Below are 25,890 nucleotides of genomic sequence, written 5' to 3'. Positions count from 1 at the left end.
TATAGAACCTCGGGGGACGCCTCTCACGGAAAAACCGTCAGGGCCATCCCTCCGTCGAAAACGACTATATAGTAATACTAATTCACCAACAACACTTCCAAACCTAGGATTTTGCGCTTAGATTAGGCCGTAGCTGGAACACTATAGTCATACAATAAGAGAATCGATCATGTCTGATAAGAAACCCACCCTGCGCTCCGCCCAATGGTTTGGCACGGCCGACAAGAACGGCTTCATGTACCGCAGCTGGATGAAGAATCAGGGCATCGCCGACCACCAGTTCCATGGCAAGCCGATCATCGGCATCTGCAACACCTGGTCGGAACTGACCCCGTGCAACGCGCACTTCCGCCAGATCGCGGAGCACGTCAAACGCGGGGTGATCGAGGCCGGTGGTTTTCCAGTGGAATTCCCGGTGTTCTCCAACGGCGAATCGAACCTGCGCCCGACCGCCATGCTCACTCGCAACCTGGCGAGCATGGACGTTGAAGAGGCCATTCGCGGCAACCCGATCGACGGCGTGGTGCTGCTGACCGGTTGCGACAAAACCACTCCAGCGCTGCTGATGGGCGCGGCGAGTTGCGATGTGCCGGCGATTGTTGTGACTGGCGGGCCGATGCTCAACGGCAAGCACAAGGGCAAGGACATCGGCTCGGGCACCGTGGTCTGGCAGCTCAGCGAGCAGGTCAAGGCCGGCACCATCACGATTGACGATTTCCTTGCGGCCGAGGGTGGCATGTCGCGTTCGGCAGGCACTTGCAACACCATGGGCACGGCGTCGACCATGGCCTGCATGGCTGAAGCACTGGGCACTTCCCTGCCGCACAACGCGGCGATCCCGGCGGTGGATGCGCGACGTTATGTGTTGGCGCACATGTCCGGTATGCGTGCAGTGGAGATGGTTCGCGAAGATTTGAAACTGTCGAAGATCCTCACCAAGGAAGCCTTCGAAAACGCCATCCGGGTCAACGCCGCCATCGGTGGTTCGACCAACGCGGTGATTCACTTGAAAGCTATCGCTGGACGCATCGGCGTTGAACTGGATCTGGACGACTGGACCCGTATCGGTCGTGGCATGCCGACCATCGTTGATCTGCAGCCGTCGGGGCGTTTCCTGATGGAAGAGTTCTATTACGCCGGTGGTTTGCCGGCAGTGCTGCGGCGTCTCGGTGAAGCCAATCTGATCCCTAACCCGAATGCACTGACGGTCAATGGCAAGTCGATTGGCGAGAACACCAAGGACGCGCCGATCTATGGCGAGGACGAAGTGATCCGCACCCTAGACAATCCGATCCGTGCTGACGGCGGCATTTGCGTATTGCGCGGCAATCTGGCGCCACTGGGTGCCGTGCTCAAGCCGTCCGCCGCGACCCCGGAATTGATGCAGCATCGCGGCCGCGCGGTAGTGTTCGAGAACTTCGACATGTACAAGGCGCGGATCAACGATCCGGAACTGGATGTCGATAAAGATTCGATTCTGGTGATGAAGAACTGCGGGCCGAAGGGTTATCCGGGCATGGCCGAAGTCGGCAACATGGGCTTGCCGGCCAAGTTGTTGGCACAGGGTGTGACCGACATGGTGCGCATTTCTGATGCGCGGATGAGCGGCACGGCGTACGGCACGGTGGTTTTGCACGTGGCGCCGGAAGCGGCGGCCGGCGGGCCTTTGGCGACGGTGCAGGAAGGCGACTGGATCGAGCTGGATTGCGCCACCGGGCGGCTGCACCTGGATATTCCGGATGCCGAACTGGCGGCACGCATGGCGGATCTGCAGCCGCCGCAGCAGTTGTTGGTGGGCGGGTATCGTCAGTTGTACATCGACCATGTGCTGCAGGCGGATCAGGGCTGTGACTTCGACTTCCTGGTAGGCTGCCGCGGCGCTGAAGTCCCGCGCCACTCTCACTGACCTTCTCCACCGATCGTTCCCATGCTCCGCGTGGGAATGCCTCAAGGGACGCTCCGCGTTCCAGCTCTGAAATGGGACGCAGAGCGTCCCGGGCAGCATTCCCACGCAGAGCGTGGGAACGATCATTACCCGCCTCAAGATTGTCTGGTGCCTGCTATGATGCGCGGCATCTCCATCGCTCAGGATCGCGCCACTCCCCATGGATTACCGCAAACCTTCCGACCGCAAAAGCATGCATTCGCGCATCGTCCAGGAACTGGGCATGCAGATCGTCTCCGGACGCTTCTTGCCCGACGACAAACTGCCCGCCGAAGCCCTGCTCTGCGAGGAGTACGCGGTCAGCCGGCCGGTGTTACGCGAAGCCACGCGGGTGCTGGTGGCCAAGGGGCTGGTGTATTCCAAGCCTCGGGTTGGCACGGTGGTCAAGGCCCGGCGCGAATGGCACATGCTCGACCCGGACGTGCTGCACTGGCTGATGCAAAGCAGCCCGCAGAATGAATTCTTCAATGTGCTAACCAGTGTGCGCAGCATCATCGAACCGGCGGCTGCCGCCCTCGCTGCTCAACATGCGACCGAGGCTGATATTGCCGCGATTGGCGAGGCGTATCAGCGCATGGAAGCGGCGCCGACGCCGGAAGCGTTGTTGCAGCCGGATCTGGATTTCCATAGCCGGATTGCCGATGCGACACACAACGACTTGTTGGCGAATCTGTGCAATATGTTGTCGGTGGCGATTGCCGAGGCGTTGAAGCATTCGAATCAGCGGCCGAATCTGCATGAATTGGCGTTGCCACGGCATAAGGCGATTTTGACGGCGATCGAGAATCGTGATGCGCTGGGGGCTCGGCATGCGACGTTGGTGCAGCTGGATGATGCGCGTAGTGCTTTGAGTGTCGTGCTTGGCGCTGAACTCACTTAAGGCTTGAGACTGCTTGCCCTCACCCTAGCCCTCCCGAAACGTCGGACCGCCCAGAGGTAGAGGGGACCGACCGGGGGATATTCGAGATTTACGCCGACTTGAACGATTTGTAGTGAATCCATAACCGACTGGCATCTCAAGTCGAATGATTTGCTTTAAATCCATAATCAACTCGGTATCTCAGGTCGAATGATTTGCGTTAAATCCATAATCAACTCGGTGTTTCAGGTCGATGTATCAAGCCGCACACCTCGGTCAGTCCCCTCTCCCTCCGGGAGAGGGTTAGGGTGAGGGGGCTCTTGATCTTAAAACACAAAAAAGCCGCAACCCTAAGGTTGCGGCTTTGTCGTTTCAGCCTTTCAGATCAATGCGCAAACAGCGAATTGCCCTTCTGCCCCGCCAGCTTCTCCGGCTTGATCAGGAACTTCGCCAGTGCCGGCAGCAGCCACAGCGCCCCGAACATGTTCCACAGCAGCATGAAGGTCAGCATCAGGCCCATGTCGGCCTGGAACTTGATCGCCGAGAAGATCCAGGTGCACACACCGATCGCCAGGCACAGACCGGTGAACAGCACGGCTTTACCGGTGGATTTCAGCGTCTGGTAATAGGCTTCCTGCAACGGCAGCCCCGCACGCAGGAAACTCTCCAGACGGCTGTAGATGTAGATGCCGTAGTCGACACCGATCCCCACACCCAGCGCCACCACCGGCAAGGTCGCGACTTTCACGCCGATGCCCATGAACGCCATCAGCGCGTTGCCGAGTACCGAGGTCAGCACCAGCGGCAGGACGATGCACAGCGTCGCCGCCCACGAACGGAAGGTGATCATGCACATCACTGCCACGCAGATGTACACCAGAATCAGGATGGTCAGCTCAGCCTGCTTGATGACTTCGTTGGTGGCCGCTTCGATCCCGGCGTTACCGGCGGCGAGGATGAATTCCAGACCGTCCTTGTTGTTGTCCTTGGCGAATTCCTGCACCGCGTGCACCGCACGATCGAGGGTTTCAGCCTTGTGATCGTTGAGGAACACCAGCACTGGCGCCAGCGAGCAACTGTTGTTGTACAGACCGTCGGCGCGGGCAATCGAGTTGTTCAGCACGTCCGGGTTGCGCGACAGGGTTTCCCATTTCAGGTTGCCCTCGTTCATGCCCTTGATCATCTGCTTGGACACGGTCACCAGCGAAATCGCCGACTGCACGCCCTCGGTGTTCTGCATCTTCCACATCAGCTCATCGATCGGCGCCATGGCCTCATAACGCGAGCAACCTTCAGCCTTGGTCTTGACCATCACCACCAGCACGTCGGAACTGGTCGAGTAGTTGTTGATGATGAAGTTGTTGTCCTTGTTGTAGCGCGAGTCCGGACGCAGTTCCGGCGCGCCCTGGTCGAGGTCGCCGATTTTCAGGTTCTGGCTGTACCAGAGGCCGCCGCCGAAGGCGATCAGCGCCAGCACCACCGAAATACGTGCGACTTTCGGGTTGGCGAAGTTCGACAGCAGGCGCCAGAACGGGTGTTCGCGGTTCGCGTCTTTCTTGCTCTTGGCAATCGCGCGCTTGCTGATACCGACATAGGAAATGGCGACCGGCAGCAGGATCAGGTTGGTGAACACGATCACCGCCACGCCGATCGACGCGCCGATGGCCAGTTCACGGATTACGCCGATGTCGATGATCAGCAGGGTGATGAAGCCCACCGCATCCGCAAGAATCGCGATCATCCCCGGCAGGAACAGTTGGCGGAAGGTGCGCCGCGCAGCGGTCAATGCGTTGTCGGCCTCGCTGGATTGCAGGGCGATACCGTTGATCTTCTGCACGCCGTGGGAAATACCGATGGCGAAGATCAGGAACGGCACCAGCATCGAATACGGATCAAGTCCGAAACCGAAGAAGTGCATCAAGCCGAGCTGCCAGACCACCGCCACCAGCGTCGTACTCAACACCGCAATGGTGCTGCGCACGCAGTTGGTGAACCACAACAGAAGAATCAGGGTGATGACGAAAGCGATACCGAAGAACAACACCACCATCACCAGACCGTCGATCAGGTCGCCGACCTTCTTGGCGAATCCGACGATGTGGATCTTGACGTTGGGATTCTGCGCTTCGAACTTGTTGCGGATCTTGTCTTCGAGTTCATGGGAGAACTTGCGGTAGTCCAGCGCGAGCAACTTGCCCTGGTCTTCCGGGTCCGGGTAGGACTCCAGCAGCGGGATGTCGACAATGCTCGACTTGAAGTCGTTGGCCACCAGACGCCCGACCTGACCGGACTTGAGCACGTTGTTGCGCAGCAGATCGAGACTGTCTTGCGAGCCGTTGTAGCTCTGCGGGATCACTTCACCGCCGGCGAAACCCTCTTCGGTCACTTCGGTCCAGCGTACGCTCGGGCTCCACAGCGACTTCAGGCCAGAACGGTCGACGCCGGAGATGTAGAACACCTCGTCGTTGATCTGGCGCAGAGTCTCCATGTACTCCTTGGAGAAGATGTCGCCGTCCTTGGCTTCCACCGAAATGCGCACAGTGTTGCCCAGGTTCGCCAGATCGTTGCGGTGCTCCATCATCTTCTCGATGAACGGATGCTTGAGCGGGATCATTTTTTCGAAACTGGTCGACGGCCGGATCAGCGTGGCCTGCCAGAACAGGAAAATACTCACCACCAGGCAGATAAGGATCACTGCCGGACGGTTGTTGAAGATCAGGCGCTCAAGAAACGTCGCCTTGTCCTGCTGAGGAGTGATCAAGGAAGTCATAGCCCCGCCTTCTTATTATTGATCTCGGCACCGTTTGGCAGCGTGGTGTGAACGCCACCCTGCCCGCTCAGAATCAGGTTGCCGTCGCCGGCAGCGGTGACCGACGACAGGGAAATACGATCCGGACGGTTGAACACGCTGAAGGTCTCGCCGTTGTCGCTGCTGCTGATCACCGAACCGCCGTTGCCAACGATCACGATCGAGCCATCTTCAAGCAGGGTCGCGCCGGACAGGCCGAATTCCAGCGATCCGCGCGCAGCTTTCAGCTCGACCTGCTCCCAGGTGCTACCGAAATCGGTGGAGCGGTAGAGGTTGCCGCGCAAGCCGTACGCCAGCAGGGTCTGCGGTTGCGCCGTGCCGATCACGCCGAACAGCGAACCTTCGTACGGGCCTTCGAGTTTTTCCCAGGTCTGGCCGTCATCGGCGGAGCGGAACATGCTGCCCGACTCGCCGACGATGAACAGCCCGGCATCCTTCACCGCCGCGATGGCGTTGAGGTGGAACTGGTCTTCGTTGTCGAGGCGGTCGCTGACGTCTTGCCAGTTTTTACCGCCGTCGGTGGTTTCCATCAACGCGCCGTACGCGCCCACGGCGAGGCCGCTGTTGACGTCCTTGAACCAGACGTCGAGCAGCGGCGATTCACGTTTGAGGTCTTCGAATTGCTTGGCCCAGGTCAGACCGCCGTCTGCGCTGGCGAGGATTTGCGCGTCATGGCCGACCGCCCAGCCGTGTTTGTCGTCGACAAAATACACAGCCGTCAGCAGTTGCCGGCTCGGCACCTTGGCTTGCTTCCAGGTTTTGCCCTGGTCATCGGAATAAAGAATGTGCCCGCGATCGCCGACCGCGACCAGGCGCGCACCAGCGTGGACGACATCGAGAATCAGGCTTTTCGCGGCTTTAGTAGATTCGGTGGCATAGACCACGTCAGCCGGGGCCTCGGCGGCAATCACCGGTGCCGATAACGTGGCCAAGCCCAGCATGGAGAGTGCTGTGGCCAGCAACGCGGTGTTGCGTAACGCCGGCGGGCGGCAACGACTCATAGACCTTCCCCTCTTTATTATTGTTAGGCCATCTGGCCTTCAAGGGCGCCGCAAGTGTGCTCCGCTGATGGCTGGTCAGAAGCATAGTCCTGAAACCCGCAATCCAGAGCCACTTCGGAAGCTGGCTCATCCTATCGGGCTTTCGAAACGTCTGACAATCGGCGCCACGTTATCTTTTGTTAACCGCATTGCCGACGGATTCCCCCCTGTAGGAGTGAGCCTGCTCGCGATAGCGGTGTATCAGTTAGCAATTGCTCAGATGACACACCGCTATCGCGAGCAGGCTCACTCCTACAGGGAGTTGTGGGGGCTTTGGGATTTGAATACATGACCATTCGCCGGGGTGATGCGGCAAAAGTTACCGGAGGGACTTGCACGATCGGTATTATGGTATACCATCAGACGCACAGACACTCTTAATCCCCCAACGGAGCAGCTCATGAGTTTCGAAATTCGCAAGATCGTCAGCTATGTCGAAGAAACTTTTATCGAAGGCGGCAAAGCCACTGACAAACCCGTGACCATGGTTGGCCTCGCCGTGGTGATGAAAAACCCATGGGTGGGCAACGGTTTCGTTGAAGACCTCAAACCGCAGATCCGTGCCAACTGCTCCGACCTCGGCGCGCTGATGGTTGAACGTCTGGTCGGCATCATCGGCGGTGCGGAAAAAATCGAGGCCTACGGCAAAGCCGCTGTGGTCGGCGCTGATGGCGAGATCGAACACGCCTCCGCCGTGATCCACACCCTGCGCTTTGGCAATCACTACCGCGAAGCGGTCAACGCCAAGAGCTACCTGAGCTTTACCAACAAGCGCGGCGGCCCGGGCACTTCGATCCAGATCCCGATGATGCACAAGGACGACGAAGGTCAGCGTTCGCACTACATCACCCTGGAAATGCAGATCGAAGACGCGCCACGCGCCGACGAAATCGTCGTCGTGCTGGGTTGCGCCGACGGTGGTCGCCTGCACCCGCGCATCGGTAACCGCTACATCGATCTGGAAGAACTGGCCGCCGAAAAAGCCCAGTAATCACAATAAAAAGGCATTGCAGGAGCGCTCCATGATTCGGCTCACCGCTGAACTCACCCCGGCTGGCACCAGTTACCTGGCGACCGGCCAAGGCCAGCCCGTGGTTTTGATCCACGGCGTGGGCCTGAACAAAGAAATGTGGGGCGGGCAGATCGTCGGTCTGTCCAGCCAATACCGGGTGATCGCCTACGACATGCTCGGCCATGGCGCCAGTCCGCGACCCGCCAATGGCACCGCCCTGCTCGGTTACGCCGATCAGTTGCTGGAGCTGCTCGATCACCTCAATCTGCCGCAGGCAGCGGTGATCGGTTTCTCCATGGGCGGTCTGGTCGCGCGGGCCTTTGCCCTGCATTACCCGGAGCGCCTGCAAAGCCTGGTGGTCTTGAACAGCGTGTTCAACCGCAGCGAAGAACAGCGTGCCGGCGTCATCGCCCGTACCGCGCAAGCCGCCGAACATGGCCCGGACGCCAATGCCGAAGCGGCGTTGTCGCGCTGGTTCAGCCGCGAGTATCAAGCGGCCAACCCGGCGCAGATCGCTGCGATCCGCCAGACCCTGGCCGGTAATGATCCGCAGGGTTACCTGACCACTTATGAATTGTTCGCTACCCAAGACATGTACCGCGCCGACGACCTGGGCAGCATTCAGGCGCCGACGCTGATTGCCACTGGCGAACTCGATCCGGGTTCGACCCCGGAAATGGCCGAGCAACTGGCCCGACGCATCCCCGGTGCGAAGGTTGCCGTGCTGCCTGAGCAACGGCATATGATGCCGGTAGAGTCGCCGCGCTTGGTCAACCAGACGCTGCTGGAATTTCTCGAATTCGCACACTCCCGACAAAACCATATAAAGGGGATCGTTGCATGACACTCGCACGCTTCCAGATGTGCATCGGCGGAGAATGGGTCGACGCCCTCTCCGGCAAGACCTTCGAAAGCCTCAACCCGGCCACGGCGCAAGCCTGGGCGGAGTTGCCCGACGCTGATGAGGCGGACGTCGAACGCGCCGTGCAATCGGCACAGACCGCTTTCGACAGCCCGGCATGGCACGGCCTGACTGCCACCGCACGCGGCAAATTGCTGCGCCGTCTCGGCGACTTGATCGCCGAAAATAAAGAACAACTGGCGCAACTGGAAAGCCGCGACAACGGCAAACTGATCCGCGAAACCCGTGGCCAGGTCAGCTATCTGCCGGAGTTTTTCCACTACACCGCCGGCCTGGCCGACAAGCTCGAAGGCGGCACGCTGCCGCTGGATAAGCCCGACCTGTTCGCCTACACCGTGCACGAAGCAATGGGCGTGGTCGCCGCGATCATTCCGTGGAACAGCCCGCTGTACCTGACCGCAATCAAACTCGCCCCGGCCCTCGCCGCTGGCAACACGATTGTGATCAAGCCTTCCGAGCACGCGTCCGCAACCATTCTTGAACTGGCGCGACTGGCCCTCGAAGCCGGCATTCCGCCGGGCGTGGTCAACGTCGTCACCGGTTACGGCCCGAGCACTGGCGCCGCCCTCACCCGCCATCCGCTGATCCGCAAGATTGCCTTCACCGGCGGCGCGGCGACAGCGCGGCATGTGGTGCGCAGCAGCGCCGAGAACTTCGCCAAGCTGTCGCTGGAACTGGGCGGCAAGTCGCCGAACATCATCTTCGCCGACGCCGATCTGGACAGCGCGATCAACGGCGCGATCGCCGGGATCTACGCGGCCTCCGGGCAGAGCTGCGTGTCGGGTTCGCGGCTGTTGGTGCAGGACGAGATCTACGACGAATTCGTCAGCCGACTGGTCGAACGCGCCCAGCGCATTCGCATCGGCAACCCGCAGGAAGGCCACAGTGAAATGGGCCCGATGGCCACCGCGCAGCAACTGGCGGTGGTCGAAGGTCTGGTCGCCGACGCCATCGCTGAAGGCGCGCGTTTGCGCACTGGCGGCAAGCGTCCGACCGATCTCGGCGAAGGCTGGTACTACGAGCCGACGCTGTTCGAATGCGACCGCAATTCGATGAAGATCATGCAGGAAGAAGTCTTCGGCCCGGTGGCGTCGGTGATCCGCTTTAAAGATGAAGCCGAAGCACTGGCGATCGCCAACGACTCGCAGTTCGGCCTCGCCGCCGGCATCTGGACCCGCGATCTCGGTCGCGCCCATCGCTTGGCGCGCGATGTGCGCTCTGGAATTATCTGGGTCAACACCTACCGCGCGGTGTCAGCGATGGCGCCGATCGGCGGCTTCAAGAACAGTGGCTATGGACGCGAAAGCGGCATCGATTCGGTGCTGGCCTACACCGAACTGAAAACGGTGTGGATCAACCTTTCCCAGGCGCCAATGCCTGATCCGTTTGTGATGCGCTAGGAGTCCTGCGAAATGATCGAACCCGGCATTTACAAAGACGTCATGAGCTCGTTCCCGTCCGGCGTCACGGTGGTCACCACCCTCGACCCGGATGGCGGCATCGTCGGCATCACCGCCAGCGCCTTCAGTGCGCTGTCGATTGACCCGGCACTGGTGCTGTTCTGCCCCAACTATGCTTCCGACACCTACCCGGTGCTGCGTGACAGCAAGAAATTTGCGATCCATTTGCTGTCCGCCGACCAGACGGCTGAGGCCTATGCGTTCGCCAGTAAAGGCAAGGACAAGGCCAAGGACATCGCGTGGCATTTGAGCGAATTGGGTAACCCGATTCTCGCTAAAGCCACCGCGATCATCGAGTGCGAGTTGTGGCGTGAATATGACGGCGGTGATCACGCGATTATCGTTGGCGCGGTGAAGAACCTGATCCTGCCGGCGCAACCGGTGACGCCGATGATCTACCACAAAGGCAAGCTCGGCCCCCTGCCGACCCTGGCCTGAAGCGACAATGCAAAACCCTGTGGGAGCTGGCTTGCCAGCGATGAGGGCTTAACATTCAACATTGATGTTGGCTGATAGTCCGCTATCGCTGGCAAGCCAGCTCCCACAGGGACTGAGGTGAGGCAAAGAATATGAATAACGAAAAGTACGAAAAAGGTCTGAAGATCCGCACTCAGGTGCTCGGCGAAGCCTACGTTCAGCGTTCAATCGACAACGCCGACGACTTCACCCGTCCGCTGCAGGAAATGGTCACCGAATACTGCTGGGGCCATGTCTGGGGGCGTGAGGGTTTGTCGCTCAAGGAGCGCAGCATGATCAACCTGGCGATGATCTCGGCGCTCAACCGTCCGCATGAACTCAAGCTGCATGTGCGCGGCGCCTTGCGTAACGGCCTGAGTCGTGAGCAAATACGCGAAATTCTGCTTCAGGTCGGCATTTATTGCGGCGTTCCGGCAGCCGTGGACAGTTTCCGGCTGGCCCGTGAAGCCTTTGCCGAAGCCGACGCCGAGGCCTCCAGTTAACCCCTCGGCTGTTTAGATGCCCGTCTGGCATGGACAGCCAACCGAATGAGCGGACCCCATGAAACGCCAGCCACTCGACGACAGCTTCAAGGTCAATCGCAACCCCGTTACCCTGCGCGAAATCGTGCTGGATAAACTGCGTAGCGCGATCATGAATTTCCAGCTCATGCCCGGCGATCGTCTGGTCGAGCGCGATCTGTGCGATCGCCTCGGTGTAAGCCGTACGTCGGTGCGTGAAGCCTTGCGTCACCTGGAATCCGAAGGTCTGGTCGAGTTCGCCGATGCCAAAGGCCCGCGCGTGGCGATCATCACCCTCGCCGATGCGGTCGATATCTACGAGTTGCGCTGCGTACTTGAAGGACTGATCGTGCAGTTGTTCACCCTGCGCGCCAAAGCCAAGGACATCAAAGCCCTGGAAAAAGCCCTCGACGACAACCGCAAGGCGTTGAAGGACGGCGAGTTGCAGCAAGTGATCGACTCGGTGCAGGGTTTCTACGACGTGCTGCTCGAAGGTTCGGGCAACCATGTGGCGGCGACTCAACTGCGCCAGTTGCAGGCGCGCATCAGCTACCTGCGCGCGACCTCGGTGTCCCAGGAAAACCGTCGCGGCGCGAGTAACCACGAAATGGAAAAAATGGTCGAGGCGATCAAGAGCGGCGATCCGCTGGCGGCGCATCAGGCCTGCGTCGATCACGTTCGCGCCGCTGCTGCGGTGGCGCTAGATTACCTTAAGCGCAAACAGGAAGAGACCGGCGCCACGCCGAACATCACCCTGCCCATCGCGCTGAAAGAACCCCGTATAGGTCACTGATATGTTCAGCCCGAGCTATTGCCCGAAATGCGGTGGCCCTGACCTCGGTCAGCAGGTGCCGCCGGGCGATACGCACGAGCGCCTGATGTGCCGCGGCTGCGGCTACATTCACTACGTCAATCCGAAGATCATTGCTGGCTGCATCATTGAGCAGGACGGCAAATACCTGTTGTGCCAACGCGCGATCCCACCGCGCCCGGGCACCTGGACGCTGCCCGCCGGGTTCATGGAAAGCGGCGAGACCACCGAGCAAGCGGCCATCCGCGAGGTCTGGGAAGAAAGCGGTGTGCGCGCGGAAATCGTCTCGCCGTACTCGATTTTCAGCGTGCCGAAGATCAGCGAGGTGTACATCATCTTCCGTGCGATCGCACTGGAGATCACCGGGCAGTACGGGCCGGAAACCCTCGATTACAAGTTCTTCGCGCCTGAAGACATTCCGTGGGAGCAGATCTATTACCCGGCGATCCGGCAGATTCTCGAGCGCTATATCGAAGAACGCCAGGCTGGGGTGTATGGGATCTACATGGGCAATGACGATAGCGGCAAGATTCACTTCATCCGCTGATCACCACCTATACCCCTGTGGGAGCGAGCCTGCTCGCGAATGCGGTCGTTCTGATCGTTCCCACGCTCCGCGTGGGAATGCCTCTTCGGACGCTCCGCGTTCGGCTTTGAAAGGGGGCTGCGTTCCCACGCGGAGCGTGGGAACGATCAATACCCTAGGCTTCAGAGTGGGGCGATGCCTTCGACGATGATGATTTCCGCCTTCGCCCATTCCTCGCGATAACTTTTCGCTTCCTGATACGCCGCCGAGTGGTAGCACGCCACGGCTTTTTCGTAGCTTTCGAATTCGATCACCACGCTGCGCTGCGGCGTCTCGCGTCCTTCCATCGCTTCGCTGCGCCCGCCCCTCGCCAGAAATTTCGCACCAAACTCAGCAAACGCCACCGGCGCGCGCTGGGTGTATTGGCTGTAATGATCGGCATCGGCTATATCCACATGAGCAATCCAGTACGCCTTCATAGTGACCTCATTGTTGATTTTGTATTATGGTATACCAATATATTTCCAACGAACCCTGAGAGTCCAGCATGGCCTTCAACAGCATCGAAGAAATCATCGAAGATTATCGTCTCGGCAAAATGGTCCTGCTGGTCGATGACGAAGATCGCGAGAACGAGGGCGACCTGCTGCTGGCCGCCGACCGTTGCACGCCCGAGGCGATCAGCTTCATGGCCCGTGAAGCGCGCGGGCTGATCTGCCTGACCCTGACTGACGAACATTGCCAGCGTTTGGGCCTGGAGCAAATGGTCCCGGCCAATGGCAGCGTGTTCAGCACCGCGTTTACCGTATCGATTGAAGCAGCGGTGGGCGTGACCACCGGCATCTCCGCAGCAGATCGCGCTTGCACCGTGGCCGCCGCCGTCGCGCCGAATGCCCGCGCTGAAGACCTGGTGCAGCCGGGCCATATCTTTCCGTTGCGCGCCAAGGAAGGTGGCGTGCTGACCCGCGCCGGCCACACCGAGGCCGGTTGCGACCTGGCACGTCTGGCCGGTTTTACGCCGGCCTCGGTGATCGTCGAGGTGATGAACGACGACGGCACCATGGCCCGTCGCCCGGATCTGGAAGTGTTTGCGCGCAAGCACGGGATCAAGATCGGCACCATCGCCGACCTGATCCACTATCGCCTGAGCACCGAACACACCATTGAACGCATCGGCGAACGGGAGCTGCCGACGGTGCATGGCACGTTTCGCTTGATCACCTTTGAGGATCGCATCGAGGGCGGCGTGCACATGGCGATGGTCATGGGCGATCTGCGCCGTGAAGAACCGACGCTGGTGCGCGTGCATGTGATCGATCCACTGCGTGATCTGGTCGGTGCCGAGTACAGCGGGCCAACGAACTGGACGCTGTGGGCGGCGTTGCAACGGGTGGCGGCTGAGGGGCACGGGGTTGTGGTGGTGTTGGCCAATCATGAGTCGTCGCAGGCGCTGCTGGAGCGGGTGCCGCAATTGACTCAGCCGCCACGGCAGTTCAGCCGTTCGCAATCGCGGATTTATTCGGAGGTCGGGACTGGGGCGCAGATTTTGCAGAATCTTGGGGTTGGCAAGCTGCGTCACCTGGGCCCTCCTCTGAAATACGCCGGGTTGACCGGGTATGACCTGGAAGTGGTCGAGAGTATTCCGTTCACTGAATGAAGCTGCCCTCACCCCAGCCCTCCCGAAACGTCGGACCGCCCGTAGGGAGAGGGAGCTGACCGAGGTGTTTAGTCGCTATACGCCGACCTGAAATACCGTGTCGAACTCAGATTTTGAACAGCACAAAGATCGGCTCCCTTTCCAATGCCGAGTCGAGCGCGGTTTTGAACGACATGAAGATCTGCTCCCTTTCCCCCTCTCCCATTGGGAGAGGGCTGGGCGGGCGGCGTTCCGATGAGGGGCTGGATCTAAAATTTCTACACATCTCTCAAGTGAAAAACCATCAGCCTCCAGATAACTGGTAAGGCAAAGTGCTTGCACAAAGTTTGGAATACCATAATATGATATTCCATAGACCGGACATTCCAACGAAGGTCCATCTACTGCTCCCGACAGGCGGGCAACAACGCAAGCCCGCTCAAAAACACAACAATGAGGGCGTAAAAATGGTGTTGAACAAAGCTGCAACCGCGATCTTTTTCGCGGGACTGCTCAGCGTCACCGGTCAGGCTGCAATGGCTGCCGAGAGCGTGAACTTCGTCAGCTGGGGCGGAAGCACCCAGGATGCGCAGAAACAGGCCTGGGCCGATCCGTTCAGCAAGGCCAGCGGCATCACCGTCGTGCAGGACGGCCCGACCGACTACGGCAAACTCAAAGCCATGGTCGAGAGCGGCAACGTGCAGTGGGACGTGGTCGATGTCGAAGCCGACTTCGCCCTGCGTGCCGCCGCTGAAGGCCTGCTCGAACCCCTCGATTTCAAAGTCATCCAGCGCGACAAGATCGACCCGCGTTTCGTCAGCGATCACGGCGTCGGCTCGTTCTTCTTCTCCTTCGTCCTCGGCTACAACGAGGGCAAACTCGGCGCCAACAAGCCACAGGACTGGAGCGCCCTGTTCGACACCAAGACCTACCCGGGCAAACGCGCCCTGTACAAATGGCCAAGCCCTGGCGTACTCGAACTGGCGCTGCTGGCCGACGGCGTGCCTGCCGACAAGCTTTACCCGCTCGACCTCGATCGCGCCTTCAAGAAACTCGACACCATCAAGAAAGACATCGTCTGGTGGGGCGGCGGCGCGCAGTCGCAGCAACTGCTGGCCTCCGGTGAAGCGAGCATGGGCCAGTTCTGGAACGGTCGCATTCACGCCCTGCAAGAAGACGGCGCACCGGTCGGTGTGAGCTGGAAACAGAACCTGGTCATGGCCGACATTCTGGTGATTCCAAAAGGCTCGAAAAACAAGGACGCGGCGATGAAGTTCCTGGCCGCCGCCAGCAGCGCCAAGGGCCAGGCCGACTTCTCCAACCTGACCGCCTACGCCCCGGTCAACCTCGACAGTGTGGAGCGTCTGGATTCGACGCTGGCCCCCAACCTGCCGACTGCCTACGCTAAGGATCAGATCACTCTAGATTTCGCGTACTGGGCCAAAAACGGCCAGGCCATCGCGACACGGTGGAACGAATGGCTGGTCAAATGAAAATGGCGGCCACCGCGTCCCGTCCCTCCACTGCCACCGGGGGCGCCACCGGCGCTGCCGGTTCGGCCCACGGAACCCAGGCGGTTGCGATGCAGCAAGCCCCGTCCCTCAGACAACGCTGGCGCGGCGCCGGCAACCTCGCCCCAGCGCTGCTGTTCATCGGCCTGTTTTTCCTCGCGCCGTTGATTGGTCTGCTGTTGCGCGGCGTGCTTGAACCGACGCCAGGCCTTGGCAACTATGAACAACTGTTCGCCAACTCGGCTTACGCCCGAGTGCTGCTCAACACCTTCTCGGTGGCCGGGCTGGTGACGCTGTTCAGCTTGCTGCTGGGCTTTCCACTGGCCTGGGCGATCACCTTGGTGCCACGCGGCTGGGGGCGCTGGATCCTCAACATCGTGCTGCTGTCGATGTGGACCAGCCTGCTCGCCCGCACCTATTCGTGGCTGGTGCTGCTACAAGCGTCGGGCGTGATCAACAAGGCTCTGATGGCGATGGGCATCATTGATCAGCCGCTGGAAATGGTGCACAACCTCACCGGCGTAGTGATCGGCATGAGCTACATCATGATCCCGTTCATCGTGCTGCCGTTGCAGGCAACCATGCAGGCCATCGACCCGATGATTCTGCAGGCCGGCTCGATTTGCGGAGCCAGTCCGTGGACCAACTTCTTCCGGGTGTTCCTGCCGCTGTGTCGGCCGGGTCTGGCCTCCGGTGGCTTGATGGTGTTCGTCATGTCGCTCGGTTACTACGTCACCCCGGCACTGCTCGGCGGGGCGCAGAACATGATGCTGCCGGAGTTCATCATTCAGCAGGTGCAATCGTTCCTCAACTGGGGCCTGGCCAGTGCCGGCGCTGCGTTGCTGATCGCGATCACTTTGGTGCTGTTCTACTTCTACCTGAAGCTTCAGCCGGAATCCCCGGTTGGCGCCAGTAACGCGAGGTAAGCCGACATGCTCCTGACCCCCAATGCGATGAGCCGGCGCATGCGCTTCGGCCTCTACGCCACCACCGGGCTGATCGGTCTGTTCCTGCTGTTGCCGATCGTCTTCATCGTGCTGCTGTCGTTCGGTTCCTCGCAATGGCTGGTGTTTCCGCCACCGGGCTGGACGCTGAAATGGTACGGCCAGTTCTTCTCCAACCCCGACTGGATGAACGCCGCAGCGGCCAGCCTCAAGGTCGCCGTGCTGACCACGATCTGCGCCGTAGCCCTCGGTTTGCCGACTGCGTTTGCGCTGGTGCGCGGGCGTTTTCCCGGTCGGGAAATGCTCTACGGTCTGTTCACCCTGCCGATGATCGTGCCACTGGTGATCATCGCCGTGGCGGTGTACGCACTGTTCCTCAAGCTCGGTTACACCGGGACGATGTTCGCGTTCGTCGTCAGCCATGTGATCGTCGCGCTGCCGTTTACCATCATCTCGATCATCAACTCGCTGAAACTGTTCGATCAGTCGATTGAAGACGCGGCGGTGATTTGCGGTGCTTCACGCCTGCAAGCGGTGTTCAAAGTGACATTCCCGGCGATTCGTCCGGGCATGGTCGCCGGCGCCCTCTTCGCCTTCCTCGTGTCGTGGGACGAAGTGGTGCTCAGCGTGATGATGGCCAGCCCGACCCTGCAAACCCTTCCCGTAAAAATGTGGACCACCCTGCGCCAGGACCTGACGCCAGTGATCGCCGTCGCTTCGACGCTGCTGATCGGCTTGTCTGTTTTGGTCATGGTCATCGCCGCCGCGCTGCGCCGGCGCAACGAAATCAGCGCCTGAGCGCCCAGGAGTACGACATGAGTGCCGTGATCAAAGACGCTTCCCAGCAGAATGACAAACCCCTGGTCAGTCTGCGCAACCTGAACAAGCATTACGGCGACTTTGCTGCCGTCGACAACATCTCGCTGGACATCAAGGACGGTGAATTCCTCACCTTCCTCGGCTCCAGCGGCTCGGGCAAAAGCACCACGCTGTCGATGCTCGCCGGGTTTGAAACGCCGAGCAGTGGCGAGATCCTCGTCAACGGTCAGTCGCTGGTGAATGTGCCGCCGCACAAGCGTGACATCGGTATGGTGTTCCAGCGTTATTCGCTGTTCCCGCATCTGTCGGTGCGCGACAACATCGCGTTTCCTTTGGCGATCCGCAAACTGGCCGCCGCCGAGCGCGACAAGCGTGTCGATGCAATGCTGAAACTGGTGCAGTTGGAACAGTTCGCGCATCGCCGCCCTTCGCAACTGTCTGGCGGCCAGCAGCAACGTGTCGCCATTGCCCGGGCGCTAGTTTACGAACCACGCATCCTGCTGATGGATGAACCGCTCGGTGCGCTGGATAAAAAGCTGCGTGAAGATCTGCAGGATGAACTGCGCCAACTGCATCGTCGCCTGGGCATTACCATTGTTTACGTGACCCACGACCAGGAAGAAGCCATGCGTTTGTCGCAGCGCATTGCGATTTTCAGTCATGGCAAGATTGTTGGATTGGGCAGCGGTTATGACCTTTATCAGAACCCGCCTAATGCGTTTGTGGCGTCGTTCCTGGGCAATTCGAACTTCCTCAAGCTTAAGGCGCAGGGCAATGCGGCGGCTTCGTTTGAAGGACAGTCATTGTCGATTCGACTGACCGCCGGGTTGCACACCGATCAGGATGTTTTGCTGATGGTGCGGCCGGAAAAGGCACTGGCGTTGAGCGTGGCGCAGGCGATTAGCGAGCCGTTGCCTTCGGGTTGGAATGAGGTTTCAGCGAAGGTTGTGGAAGTGCTGTTTCTCGGTGAGAGCCAGACCTGCAGCGTGGTCACCTCGGGCGGGACTTCGATGACGGTGAAAGCACTGTCAGCCGCCGGCATGCCGCTCAAGGCTGGCGACCCGGTTCAAGTACGCTGGGCCACCGCTGACGCCTGCGTCTACACCGAATGGACCGACAGCGACCTGAACAAAGCTGCGGGTTCTCACTGATAGCGTGTTGTCTGTGAGATTTACCCCCTCACCCCAGCCCTCTCCCCCAGGGGGGCGAGGGGGAAAGGGAGCCGATCTTCGTGTTGTTCAAAACCCGAGTTCGACTCGGTATCCCACGTCGGCGTACCTCGAAAGAATAACCCGGTCAGTCCCCTCTCCCTCCGGGAGAGGGCTAGGGTGAGGGAACCAGTCGCCATGCTGTTCAAATCCGAGTTCGACTCGGTATCACACGTCGGCGTACCTCGAAAGAACACCTCGGTCAGTCCCCTCTCCCTCTGGGAGAGGGCTAGGGTGAGGGAAACAGTCGACGCGGTATCAGACAATAGCGCGGTAGCCTTCGATTTCGTCCGGCCAGCCGGTGAGAATTTCGAAGCCCGTCTCCGTCACCGCAACCATATGTTCCCACTGCGCCGACAACGAGCCGTCCTTGGTTAGCACGGTCCAGCCATCCGGCATATTTTTCACATGACGCTTGCCGGCATTGAGCATCGGCTCCACGGTAAAAATCATCCCGGCCTTGAGCTTCATGCCTTGATTGGGAAAGCCGTAATGCAGGATCTGCGGCTCATCGTGATAGACCTTGCCGATCCCGTGCCCGCAGTACTCGCGCACCACGCTGAAGCCTTCTTTCTCCGCCAAGCTCTGGATCGCGTGGCCGATGTCGCCCAGCGTCGCGCCCGGTTTCACCACACGAATACCCGCGCACATCGCCTCGTAAGTGGTCTTGATCAGGTGCTGCGCTTCAGGCGTCGCCTCACCGACCACGTACATGCGACTGGTGTCGCCGAACCAACCGTCCTTGATCACCGCGATGTCGAGGTTGACGATGTCACCATCCTTCAACGGCGTGCCCGACGGAATGCCGTGGCAGACCACGTCATTAACCGACGCGCATACGGTCTTCGGAAAGCCGTGATAACCGACGTTGGCCGGCACGGCTTTCTGTACGTTGACGATGTAGTCGTTGCACAGTTGATCGAGCTGATCAGTGGTGACGCCCGCCTTCACATGCGGCACCAGCATGGCCAGCACTTCAGCGGCGAGTTTGCCGGCAGCGCGTGATTGCGCGATGTCGGCCGGGGTGTTGATCTTGATCTGGTTTCTCATGCGCTGACGGCTTCCTGAGTCAGTTGTTGCAGATCCAGCCCGCCGTTCTGTTCGGCGCGGATCAGCAAGCGGCAAATGGCGCTGTGGTCGAGGTTGGGGTGCAGTTCGGCGAGCATGCCGATGCGCATCCAGTGCTCGGCCTGCGCATTGATCGAGCGGCTGAGGGCGTTGCTGGAGATACGCAGGTTCTCGTGCATGTCCTCTGAAATCTTTACGATGCCCATATATGAATCCGATACGATGTGTATATGGATCGTATATTAGCCAAGCCTCACGCGAAATTGCAAATCAACCCAGCGCCGCGTCGAAAAACGATGAGATGAGCCGACTGGAACGCCGCTCCGCCAAGCAGTACAAATAAGTCTCGGTAAACAGTTCTTCGCCCTCGATTCTGATCGTGCGGATGTTCGGGTCGGCAATGAACTCCGCTTCTGACACCACCCCCAACCCCAGCCCACGCACCACCGCCTCACGTAGCGCCTCGCGACTGCCGATTTCCATGGCGATACGCGGTTTGACCTGCGCCGCATTCAGCGCCTGTTCCAGCACCAGTCGTGTGGTCGAGCCTGGCTCGCGTTGCAGCAGCCGCTGCCCTTCCAGTTCCTCCAGCCGCACGCTGCCACGATTGGCCAGCGGATGTTCATGGTGCGCGAACAAAATGATCGCGTGCCGCGCATAACGCACCGAACACAACGCCGGATCATCCTGACGCCCCGCCAGCACGGCGATGTCGGTCACATAGTTTTCCAGATCCGACAGCACCTGTGCCGAGTTACCCACGCGGATCGACACGTCGATGTTCGGGTGTTGTTGCAGGTAGCTGTCGACCATCTCGATCACATGAAACGGCCCCACCGCACCAACCTTGAGCTGGCCGCTGTCGAGCCGTCCGGAGTCGCGCAGCAGGTTGTGCGCTTCCAGTTCCAGCAAGGCAATCCGTTGCGCGATCGGCAGCAACTGCCGCCCGACATCGGAAAGCTCGATCCGCCGCCCGCGCCGATGGAACAGCTCAACATTGTGCTGGCGTTCCAAGGCTTGTACTTGCGTGGTCAGTGTTGGTTGGCTGAGCCCTGTCGCCCGCGCACCGGCACTGAAACTGCCGTGACGGGCAACGGCGAGAAAGGCCCGCAATTTCGCGCTGGACATCCATAGACTCCATCAATAGTTAGCTGCTGTTTCCCATATTGAATTGATTGAATGACTGTCACGTGACAGACCTAGCCTGTGGCAACTCCCAACCACACCGTGGAATGCCATGAAAACAATCAAACAGTTTCTGCGTGTCGCCAGCCTCACCGTCATTGCCCTCGGCGCCAGCCAAGTCTGGGCCAAGGACAAATTGACCATTGGCTTGATCCCCTCTGAAGATTCCCAGGCGATGATCGAATCGAGCAAACAGGTGCTCGACGATCTGCAAGCCAAAATCGGCATGCCGGTGGTGCCGTTCGTGGCCACCGACTACAACGGCATTATCGAAGCGCTGCGTTCGGGCAAGCTCGATGTCGCCTACCTCGGGCCGTTCTCCTACGTGCTGGCGACCTCGGTGGCGGATGTCGAGGCGTTCTCGGTGGCGGTGACCAAGAAGACCGGGCAGAGCGCGTACAAAAGCGTGATTCTGGCGCGCAAGGACAGCGGTATTCATTCGCTGGCCGACCTCAAGGGCCATACGTTCGCGTTCGTCGACCCAAGTTCCGCGTCCGGCCATCTGTTCCCGAAAGCAGGCCTTGAGCAGGCCGGTTTTGCTCCGGACAGCCTGTTCAAACGGGTGATTTTCTCCGGTTCCCACGACGCCAGCATCCTTGCGGTGGAGAACAAGAAAGTCGACGCGGCGGCCGTGGCTGACCGCATCTTCGCCAGCGCCGTGGCCAAAGGTGTGGTGAAGCAGGATGACTTCGAAATAGTTTGGAGTTCCAAGCCGATTCCTGAGTCGCCGATGGTCTGGCGCAAGGCGCTCGATCCGGAACTGAAAAAGAAAGTCGCCGATGCACTGGCCTCGATCAAGGACGTGCCGTGGGGCGATCAGGGCCTGCTCAACGGCTTCCAGCCCACCACCGACGCGTCGTATGACGTGGTGCGCGAAACCGCCAAGGTGCTCGATCTCGATTTGCGGAGCATGAAATGATCAGCATCCGTCAATTGACCAAACACTACGGCAGCAACCCGGTGTTGCGTGGCATCAACCTGGAGGTCGCGGCCGGCGAGTTCGTCGTGGTGCTCGGTCAGTCCGGCGCTGGTAAATCGACCTTGCTGCGTTGTATCAATCGCTTGGCGCAGGCCGACAGCGGCACGCTGAACGTGGCCGGCATCGACGCCCTCGCCTGCCCTGACACCAGCGTTCTGCGCCGTGAAGTGGCGATGATTTTTCAGCACCACAACGTCGTGCCGCGCCTGAGTGTGCTGAAGAACGTGCTGACCGGTCGCCTCGGTTCCGTCGGTACCCTCGCCTCGATTCTGCAACTGTTCCGCCGTGACGATGTGGCGCTGGCCATGCAATGTCTGGAGCGCGTCGAACTGGCGCACAAGGCTGGCGAGCGCACCGATTCGTTGTCTGGCGGACAAAAACAGCGCGTCGGCATCGCCCGCGCCTTGGCGCAACGACCGCAGGTGATTCTGGCCGATGAACCGATTGCCAGTCTCGACCCGAAAACCGCTCGCTTGGTGTTGCAGTACTTGCGCGATGCCACCCGTGAACTGGGCATCACCGTGCTGTGCAATCTGCATCAGGTCGAATACGCCCGCGAGTTCGGCGACCGCGTGGTTGGCCTCGCGCACGGCAACCTGGTGTTCGATGGCCAAGCGTCGAGCATGACCGACGCCGATCTGGCGCGAATCTACCCGGGGCAATCTGCGCAATCCTCTGCTGACGTGCCCACGCCCACCTTGTCCTACCGCGCTGCCTCGAGGGCCTGAACATGCAATCGCAAAACTATCAGTGGGTCGGCGATCGTCCGCGTGGCCCGCGCAGATGGCTGACCACCGGTGCCGTCGTCCTGATTGTGCTGTGGACGCTGAACTGGAGCGCGCAAGGTGCGCAGCTCAGCCTTGGTGAACTGGCAGCGGGATTGCCGCAGATCGGTGATTTCCTTTCGCGCACCTTCCCACCGGATCTGAGCATTCTTCCGCGTCTGCTCGCACCAGCGGTGGAAACCTTGCAGATCGCCATTTGGGGCACCCTGCTCGGCGTGTTGCTGGCGATTCCACTGTCGTTTCTCGCGGCACGCAATTTGAGCCGCAACCGCTGGCTGTTTCACACCACCCGTCAGGCACTGAATTTCACCCGCAGCATCAACGAACTGATCCTCGCGCTGATCTTTGTCTCGGCGGTCGGGCTCGGGCCGTTCCCCGGTGTATTGGCGCTGGCGCTGCATGGCCTGGGCATGCTCGGCAAGTTCTTCGCCGAAAGCATCGAAGAAATCGACCAAGGCCCGATTGAAGCGCTGCAAGCGACCGGGGCGCGGCCGTTGCAGGTGATCGTGTTTGGCGTTTTACCGCAGGTCATCACGGCGTGGATTGCGGTGATTCTGTACCGCTTCGAAGTCAATCTGCGCTCGGCCACCGTGCTGGGCATGGTCGGTGCCGGCGGCCTGGGATTCGAACTGGTGAGCAGCCTGAAGTTGTTCAAATACCAGGAAACCGCGACCTGCATCATCGTCATCACCTTCATGGTGATTGTCGCCGACGCCATCTCCAGCCGCCTGCGCGCGGCGATCCAGAGCGGTTCGGCGCACTAGCGTAAAGCTGCTATCGGCTGAACCGATTCAAACCTGCGATTTATCGATTTGTACCGTTGTCGGCCGCCATCGAGTATGTGGCCACACGACAACAACAATAAGGATCCACCATGACTGCCCGTTTTCAGAACCCCGTCGATACCCGCTTCGGCTGGGGCAGCCTGCAAGACCTTGCCGCCATCACCGAGCAGCAGCGCGTCGCCCTCGTTACCTTTCCCGAAGCGCGTGGGCTGGGGCTGGTCGATCGCCTGCAAGCCTTGCTCGGCGAGCGTTTGATCTACATTGTCGAAGACGTTCAGCCCAACCCCGACGTCGCCCACCTGCGCAACACTTACGAGCATTTCTGGCAGCACGCCGGCGACTGTGACGTGGTCCTCGCCGTGGGCGGCGGCAGCGCCATCGACACCGCCAAAGCGTTGATCGTCGGCACCGAATCCGGCCGGTTCGATGAACTGCTGAGCCTGCTGTCCAGCGGCAAACCGTTCACCCCGGCCCGTTGCAAACAACTGATCGCCGCGCCAACCACCGCCGGCACCGGCAGCGAAGTCACGCCGTGGGCGACGATCTGGGACAGCGCCAGCCAGAAAAAATATTCGCTGCATCTGGATTGCACCTGGCCTCGCGTGGCGATCATCGACCCGCAACTGATGCTCACCGTACCGGCCAGTGTCACCGTTTCCACCGGTCTCGATGCGCTGTCGCATGCGCTGGAAGCGATCTGGAATGTCAACGCCAACCCGGTATCCGACACCTTCGCGATTTCCGCGATTGAAGACATTCTCGAATGCCTGCCGCGCCTGCACAAAGACCTCTCCAGTCACGACTTGCGCAGCCGCATGGCACTCGCTGCGCTCAAGGCCGGACTGGCGTTTTCCAACACCAAAACCGCGCTGGCGCATTCGATTTCCTATGAGATGACCTTGCGCCACGGCCTGCCCCACGGCATCGCCTGCTCCTTCACCTTGCCGTTGGTATTGGGTTTGGCCTGGGGTCACGACGCCACTCGCGACCGTACCTTGCAACGGGTGTTCGGCGCGGACCTGGGCCAAGCCCAGCAGCAGCTGCGCGAGTTCCTGCACAGCCTCGGGGTGAAGACCGAGTTTGCCGATTACGGCGTCTCGGCCAAGGACGCAGACGCCATCATCCAGCTCGCGATGCAGGGCGCGCGCGGCAAGAACTTCATTGGTTCGCAAGCCGCCTGACGCCTGATAACACCCGAGTAACCCAAGCACCGCCAGCGGCATACAGCCGCGGTGATTTCCTGCCGCACCGAAAAAGAGTGCACCCGCCGACGACAACCGACGGGAACCGACAACAATAAGGAAAAGATCATGAATCGTGCCCAAACCATGCCTGGTCTCGCCGTACGTTCTGCCTCGTTCCGGGTCGCCCAGTGGCGCATGCTGCTGGCGGCGATGTTCTGTTACCTGTTTTTCTACACCGGGCGGCAGACCTTCGGTTTTGCCATCCCGGGGATTCAGGCCGAGTTCGGCCTGAGCAAGGAAACCCTCGGCTGGGCTTCTGCGGCGATGCTCTGGGCCTACGCCATTGGCCAAGCCATCAACGGCAACCTCGCCGATAAATTCGGTGGTCGGCGGATCATGACACTGGGTGCGGTGTTGTCCTGCGGTGCCAACTGGGTGACCAGTTTTGCCAGCGGTTTCACCAGCCTGATTCTGCCGTGGGGCGTCAACGGCTACTTTCAGGCCTTGGGCTGGGCGCCGGGCGGTCGGTTGATTGCCAATTGGTGGGCGGCGGGCGAGCGCGGCAAGGTCTATGGCTTCTACACTTTCGCCGCCGGTTGCGCATCGATTCTGTCGTACGTCACTTCCATCGTTGTACTCGAAGTGCTGCAACTGGAATGGCGCTGGATCTTCCGTTTGCCGGTGCTGCTGATGCTCGCCGGCGGGATCATTTTCTATCTGGTTGCCCGCGAACGCCCGCAGGATCTGGGCTTCGAGCCGGTGGGCGATACCGGTGTGGCCAACGCTGACGACAAGCATCAGGAAGCCGCACAGGGCGAAGTCGAGTCCTCGGCGCAACGCTACAAAGCCGTGTTGAAGAACCCTCGCCTGCTGATCGCCGCGCTGTCACTGGGCTTTCAGAACGCTGCACGCTACGGCTTGATCGTCTGGGTGCCGGTGCACTTTCTCGGCGCTGACTGGAAAAGTGGTGACGGCATGATCGATCCGAAATGGATCACTGTCGCCCTCCCCGTCGGCATGGCGGTCGGTGCACTGAGCAACGGCTGGGTGTCGGACAAACTGTTCGGCTCCAAGCGGTATCTGGCGATCATGCTCTATATGTTCCTCGGCGCCGCGACCAGCCTGTGGATGTGGAGCCTGCCGCCGCACAGCGTCATCGGCCTGATCGCCCTGTTCCTTTGCGGCTTCTTCGTCTACGGCCCAGCCTCGAGTTTCTGGGCGCTGTGCCCGGATCTGGTCGGGGCCAAACGCGCCGGTACGGCGACCGGGATCATGAACTTTTCCTCGTACCTGTTCGCCGGATTGGCCGAGCCACTGATCGGGCGTCTGCTTGACACCACGGCAAATACGTCTCTGATCTTTATAGTGGTCACCAGCGCCTGCCTGTGCAGTGCGGCAGTGGCCTTGTTCATTCGACGCTGACGG

General features: G+C 60.3%; 25 protein-coding genes. 19 read left to right on the top strand and 6 right to left on the bottom strand.

What is annotated here, in order from left to right; genetic code table 11:
- The first annotated feature begins 169 nt into the window (after positions 1-169).
- Together ACOYXH_RS09245 and ACOYXH_RS09240 are read left to right on the top strand one after the other, a co-directional pair.
- Positions 170-1,906 (top strand): IlvD/Edd family dehydratase, encoded by a 1,737-nt coding sequence (locus ACOYXH_RS09245; protein ID WP_108226767.1) that lies wholly within the window; start codon positions 170-172, stop codon positions 1,904-1,906.
- 199 nt (positions 1,907-2,105) lie between these two features.
- Positions 2,106-2,825 carry a FadR/GntR family transcriptional regulator gene (locus ACOYXH_RS09240; RefSeq protein WP_064392969.1) on the top strand — a complete coding sequence of 240 codons (720 nt, stop codon included), beginning with the start codon at positions 2,106-2,108 and terminating at the stop codon, positions 2,823-2,825.
- A gap of 364 nt (positions 2,826-3,189) precedes the next feature.
- Here ACOYXH_RS09240 and ACOYXH_RS09235 read toward each other — a convergent pair whose 3' ends face one another.
- Together ACOYXH_RS09235 and ACOYXH_RS09230 are read right to left on the bottom strand one after the other, a co-directional pair.
- Entirely contained in the window at positions 3,190-5,574 is a 2,385-nt protein-coding gene (locus tag ACOYXH_RS09235; protein WP_095050102.1) for an efflux RND transporter permease subunit, read from the bottom strand.
- Complete coding sequence (locus tag ACOYXH_RS09230; protein ID WP_460410547.1) at positions 5,571-6,614, bottom strand: WD40/YVTN/BNR-like repeat-containing protein; 1,044 nt, start codon at positions 6,612-6,614, stop codon at positions 5,571-5,573. Before ACOYXH_RS09230 ends, ACOYXH_RS09235 begins: the two co-directional genes overlap by 4 nt.
- A 439-nt stretch (positions 6,615-7,053) precedes the next feature.
- Between ACOYXH_RS09230 and ACOYXH_RS09225 the strand changes: the two genes are divergently transcribed.
- From ACOYXH_RS09225 to ACOYXH_RS09195, 7 genes are all read left to right on the top strand, one after another.
- The gene (locus ACOYXH_RS09225; protein ID WP_007917992.1) at positions 7,054-7,644 is read left to right on the top strand and encodes an amino acid synthesis family protein; all 591 of its coding nucleotides are present in this window, start codon (positions 7,054-7,056) and stop codon (positions 7,642-7,644) included.
- Positions 7,645-7,675: 31 nt separating this feature from the next.
- The gene (locus tag ACOYXH_RS09220) at positions 7,676-8,509 is read left to right on the top strand and encodes an alpha/beta fold hydrolase (protein ID WP_095050100.1); all 834 of its coding nucleotides are present in this window, start codon (positions 7,676-7,678) and stop codon (positions 8,507-8,509) included.
- The gene (locus tag ACOYXH_RS09215) at positions 8,506-9,987 is read left to right on the top strand and encodes an aldehyde dehydrogenase (protein WP_460410546.1); all 1,482 of its coding nucleotides are present in this window, start codon (positions 8,506-8,508) and stop codon (positions 9,985-9,987) included. Before ACOYXH_RS09220 ends, ACOYXH_RS09215 begins: the two co-directional genes overlap by 4 nt.
- Before the next feature lie 12 nt (positions 9,988-9,999).
- Positions 10,000-10,485: a flavin reductase family protein gene (locus tag ACOYXH_RS09210; protein ID WP_095125670.1), complete on the top strand. Its 486-nt coding sequence runs from the start codon at positions 10,000-10,002 to the stop codon at positions 10,483-10,485.
- 131 nt (positions 10,486-10,616) lie between these two features.
- Entirely contained in the window at positions 10,617-11,006 is a 390-nt protein-coding gene (locus ACOYXH_RS09205) for a carboxymuconolactone decarboxylase family protein (protein WP_095125671.1), read from the top strand.
- A gap of 58 nt (positions 11,007-11,064) precedes the next feature.
- Positions 11,065-11,817, top strand: coding sequence for a GntR family transcriptional regulator (locus tag ACOYXH_RS09200; RefSeq protein ID WP_116256671.1), 753 nt, complete (start codon positions 11,065-11,067; stop codon positions 11,815-11,817).
- Between the two features lies 1 nt (position 11,818).
- On the top strand, positions 11,819-12,382 hold the full coding sequence (locus ACOYXH_RS09195; protein ID WP_095050096.1) for an NUDIX hydrolase: 564 nt from the start codon (positions 11,819-11,821) through the stop codon (positions 12,380-12,382).
- A 161-nt stretch (positions 12,383-12,543) separates the two neighbouring features.
- On the opposite strand, the gene ACOYXH_RS09190 is transcribed toward ACOYXH_RS09195, so the two are convergent.
- Positions 12,544-12,840: a DUF1330 domain-containing protein gene (locus ACOYXH_RS09190; RefSeq protein ID WP_095050095.1), complete on the bottom strand. Its 297-nt coding sequence runs from the start codon at positions 12,838-12,840 to the stop codon at positions 12,544-12,546.
- A 68-nt stretch (positions 12,841-12,908) separates the two neighbouring features.
- On the opposite strand from ACOYXH_RS09190, the gene ribBA reads away from it, so the two are divergent.
- The 5 genes from ribBA to ACOYXH_RS09165 all read left to right on the top strand — a co-directional run bounded on the left by ribBA (position 12,909) and on the right by ACOYXH_RS09165 (position 18,422).
- Positions 12,909-14,018: a bifunctional 3,4-dihydroxy-2-butanone-4-phosphate synthase/GTP cyclohydrolase II gene (gene ribBA / locus ACOYXH_RS09185; RefSeq protein ID WP_095050094.1), complete on the top strand. Its 1,110-nt coding sequence runs from the start codon at positions 12,909-12,911 to the stop codon at positions 14,016-14,018.
- Positions 14,019-14,464: 446 nt separating this feature from the next.
- Positions 14,465-15,490, top strand: a complete 1,026-nt coding sequence (locus tag ACOYXH_RS09180) for an ABC transporter substrate-binding protein (RefSeq protein WP_095050093.1) — start codon at positions 14,465-14,467, stop codon at positions 15,488-15,490.
- A complete protein-coding gene (locus tag ACOYXH_RS09175) occupies positions 15,487-16,434 on the top strand; it encodes an ABC transporter permease (protein ID WP_414926168.1) in 948 nt (315 codons plus the stop codon). Before ACOYXH_RS09180 ends, ACOYXH_RS09175 begins: the two co-directional genes overlap by 4 nt.
- A 6-nt stretch (positions 16,435-16,440) precedes the next feature.
- Complete coding sequence (locus ACOYXH_RS09170) at positions 16,441-17,250, top strand: ABC transporter permease (protein WP_007918021.1); 810 nt, start codon at positions 16,441-16,443, stop codon at positions 17,248-17,250.
- Positions 17,251-17,267: 17 nt separating this feature from the next.
- A complete protein-coding gene (locus ACOYXH_RS09165; RefSeq protein ID WP_099758787.1) occupies positions 17,268-18,422 on the top strand; it encodes an ABC transporter ATP-binding protein in 1,155 nt (384 codons plus the stop codon).
- Positions 18,423-18,737: 315 nt separating this feature from the next.
- Here the strand turns inward: ACOYXH_RS09165 and map are convergent, their stop codons facing one another.
- From map to ACOYXH_RS09150, 3 genes are all read right to left on the bottom strand, one after another.
- Entirely contained in the window at positions 18,738-19,529 is a 792-nt protein-coding gene (map, locus tag ACOYXH_RS09160; protein ID WP_460410545.1) for a type I methionyl aminopeptidase, read from the bottom strand.
- Entirely contained in the window at positions 19,526-19,753 is a 228-nt protein-coding gene (locus ACOYXH_RS09155) for a ParD-like family protein (protein ID WP_007918027.1), read from the bottom strand. The genes map and ACOYXH_RS09155 overlap by 4 nt, the downstream gene beginning before the upstream one ends.
- Before the next feature lie 64 nt (positions 19,754-19,817).
- A complete protein-coding gene (locus ACOYXH_RS09150) occupies positions 19,818-20,675 on the bottom strand; it encodes a LysR substrate-binding domain-containing protein (protein ID WP_095050090.1) in 858 nt (285 codons plus the stop codon).
- A 109-nt stretch (positions 20,676-20,784) separates the two neighbouring features.
- Between ACOYXH_RS09150 and phnD the strand changes: the two genes are divergently transcribed.
- From phnD to ACOYXH_RS09125, 5 genes are all read left to right on the top strand, one after another.
- A complete protein-coding gene (gene phnD / locus ACOYXH_RS09145) occupies positions 20,785-21,651 on the top strand; it encodes a phosphonate ABC transporter substrate-binding protein (protein ID WP_095050089.1) in 867 nt (288 codons plus the stop codon).
- Entirely contained in the window at positions 21,648-22,439 is a 792-nt protein-coding gene (phnC, locus tag ACOYXH_RS09140; RefSeq protein ID WP_460064207.1) for a phosphonate ABC transporter ATP-binding protein, read from the top strand. The genes phnD and phnC overlap by 4 nt, the downstream gene beginning before the upstream one ends.
- Before the next feature lie 2 nt (positions 22,440-22,441).
- Positions 22,442-23,260, top strand: coding sequence for a phosphonate ABC transporter, permease protein PhnE (phnE, locus tag ACOYXH_RS09135; RefSeq protein WP_064392987.1), 819 nt, complete (start codon positions 22,442-22,444; stop codon positions 23,258-23,260).
- A 110-nt stretch (positions 23,261-23,370) separates the two neighbouring features.
- Positions 23,371-24,462 carry an iron-containing alcohol dehydrogenase PsrA gene (psrA, locus tag ACOYXH_RS09130; RefSeq protein WP_460064205.1) on the top strand — a complete coding sequence of 364 codons (1,092 nt, stop codon included), beginning with the start codon at positions 23,371-23,373 and terminating at the stop codon, positions 24,460-24,462.
- Between the two features lie 129 nt (positions 24,463-24,591).
- Positions 24,592-25,887 carry an MFS transporter gene (locus tag ACOYXH_RS09125; protein WP_212622309.1) on the top strand — a complete coding sequence of 432 codons (1,296 nt, stop codon included), beginning with the start codon at positions 24,592-24,594 and terminating at the stop codon, positions 25,885-25,887.
- Positions 25,888-25,890: the final 3 nt, after the last annotated feature.

This window comes from Pseudomonas sp. Mb7 (assembly GCF_054790525.1).
The sequence above is the reverse complement of the archived record's forward strand: the minus strand, read 5'-3'. Positions and strand labels throughout refer to the sequence as shown.

Bases quoted from the DNA above. Each gene is read 5' to 3' on its own strand.
- ACOYXH_RS09205 (WP_095125671.1), top strand. From the start codon at position 10,617: ATGAATAACGAAAAGTACGAAAAAGGTCTGAAGATCCGCACTCAGGTG.
- ACOYXH_RS09240 (WP_064392969.1), top strand. From the start codon at position 2,106: ATGGATTACCGCAAACCTTCCGACCGCAAAAGCATGCATTCGCGCATC.
- ACOYXH_RS09170 (WP_007918021.1), top strand. From the start codon at position 16,441: ATGCTCCTGACCCCCAATGCGATGAGCCGGCGCATGCGCTTCGGCCTC.
- ACOYXH_RS09215 (WP_460410546.1), top strand. From the start codon at position 8,506: ATGACACTCGCACGCTTCCAGATGTGCATCGGCGGAGAATGGGTCGAC.
- ACOYXH_RS09210 (WP_095125670.1), top strand. From the start codon at position 10,000: ATGATCGAACCCGGCATTTACAAAGACGTCATGAGCTCGTTCCCGTCC.
- psrA (WP_460064205.1), top strand. From the start codon at position 23,371: ATGACTGCCCGTTTTCAGAACCCCGTCGATACCCGCTTCGGCTGGGGC.
- ACOYXH_RS09220 (WP_095050100.1), top strand. From the start codon at position 7,676: ATGATTCGGCTCACCGCTGAACTCACCCCGGCTGGCACCAGTTACCTG.
- ACOYXH_RS09230 (WP_460410547.1), bottom strand. From the start codon at position 6,614: ATGAGTCGTTGCCGCCCGCCGGCGTTACGCAACACCGCGTTGCTGGCC.
- ACOYXH_RS09195 (WP_095050096.1), top strand. From the start codon at position 11,819: ATGTTCAGCCCGAGCTATTGCCCGAAATGCGGTGGCCCTGACCTCGGT.
- phnC (WP_460064207.1), top strand. From the start codon at position 21,648: ATGATCAGCATCCGTCAATTGACCAAACACTACGGCAGCAACCCGGTG.
- ACOYXH_RS09180 (WP_095050093.1), top strand. From the start codon at position 14,465: ATGGTGTTGAACAAAGCTGCAACCGCGATCTTTTTCGCGGGACTGCTC.
- ACOYXH_RS09190 (WP_095050095.1), bottom strand. From the start codon at position 12,840: ATGAAGGCGTACTGGATTGCTCATGTGGATATAGCCGATGCCGATCAT.
- ACOYXH_RS09200 (WP_116256671.1), top strand. From the start codon at position 11,065: ATGAAACGCCAGCCACTCGACGACAGCTTCAAGGTCAATCGCAACCCC.
- ACOYXH_RS09235 (WP_095050102.1), bottom strand. From the start codon at position 5,574: ATGACTTCCTTGATCACTCCTCAGCAGGACAAGGCGACGTTTCTTGAG.
- ACOYXH_RS09165 (WP_099758787.1), top strand. From the start codon at position 17,268: ATGAGTGCCGTGATCAAAGACGCTTCCCAGCAGAATGACAAACCCCTG.
- ACOYXH_RS09225 (WP_007917992.1), top strand. From the start codon at position 7,054: ATGAGTTTCGAAATTCGCAAGATCGTCAGCTATGTCGAAGAAACTTTT.
- phnD (WP_095050089.1), top strand. From the start codon at position 20,785: ATGAAAACAATCAAACAGTTTCTGCGTGTCGCCAGCCTCACCGTCATT.
- ACOYXH_RS09150 (WP_095050090.1), bottom strand. From the start codon at position 20,675: ATGTCCAGCGCGAAATTGCGGGCCTTTCTCGCCGTTGCCCGTCACGGC.
- ribBA (WP_095050094.1), top strand. From the start codon at position 12,909: ATGGCCTTCAACAGCATCGAAGAAATCATCGAAGATTATCGTCTCGGC.
- ACOYXH_RS09125 (WP_212622309.1), top strand. From the start codon at position 24,592: ATGAATCGTGCCCAAACCATGCCTGGTCTCGCCGTACGTTCTGCCTCG.
- ACOYXH_RS09245 (WP_108226767.1), top strand. From the start codon at position 170: ATGTCTGATAAGAAACCCACCCTGCGCTCCGCCCAATGGTTTGGCACG.
- map (WP_460410545.1), bottom strand. From the start codon at position 19,529: ATGAGAAACCAGATCAAGATCAACACCCCGGCCGACATCGCGCAATCA.
- phnE (WP_064392987.1), top strand. From the start codon at position 22,442: ATGCAATCGCAAAACTATCAGTGGGTCGGCGATCGTCCGCGTGGCCCG.
- ACOYXH_RS09155 (WP_007918027.1), bottom strand. From the start codon at position 19,753: ATGGGCATCGTAAAGATTTCAGAGGACATGCACGAGAACCTGCGTATC.
- ACOYXH_RS09175 (WP_414926168.1), top strand. From the start codon at position 15,487: ATGAAAATGGCGGCCACCGCGTCCCGTCCCTCCACTGCCACCGGGGGC.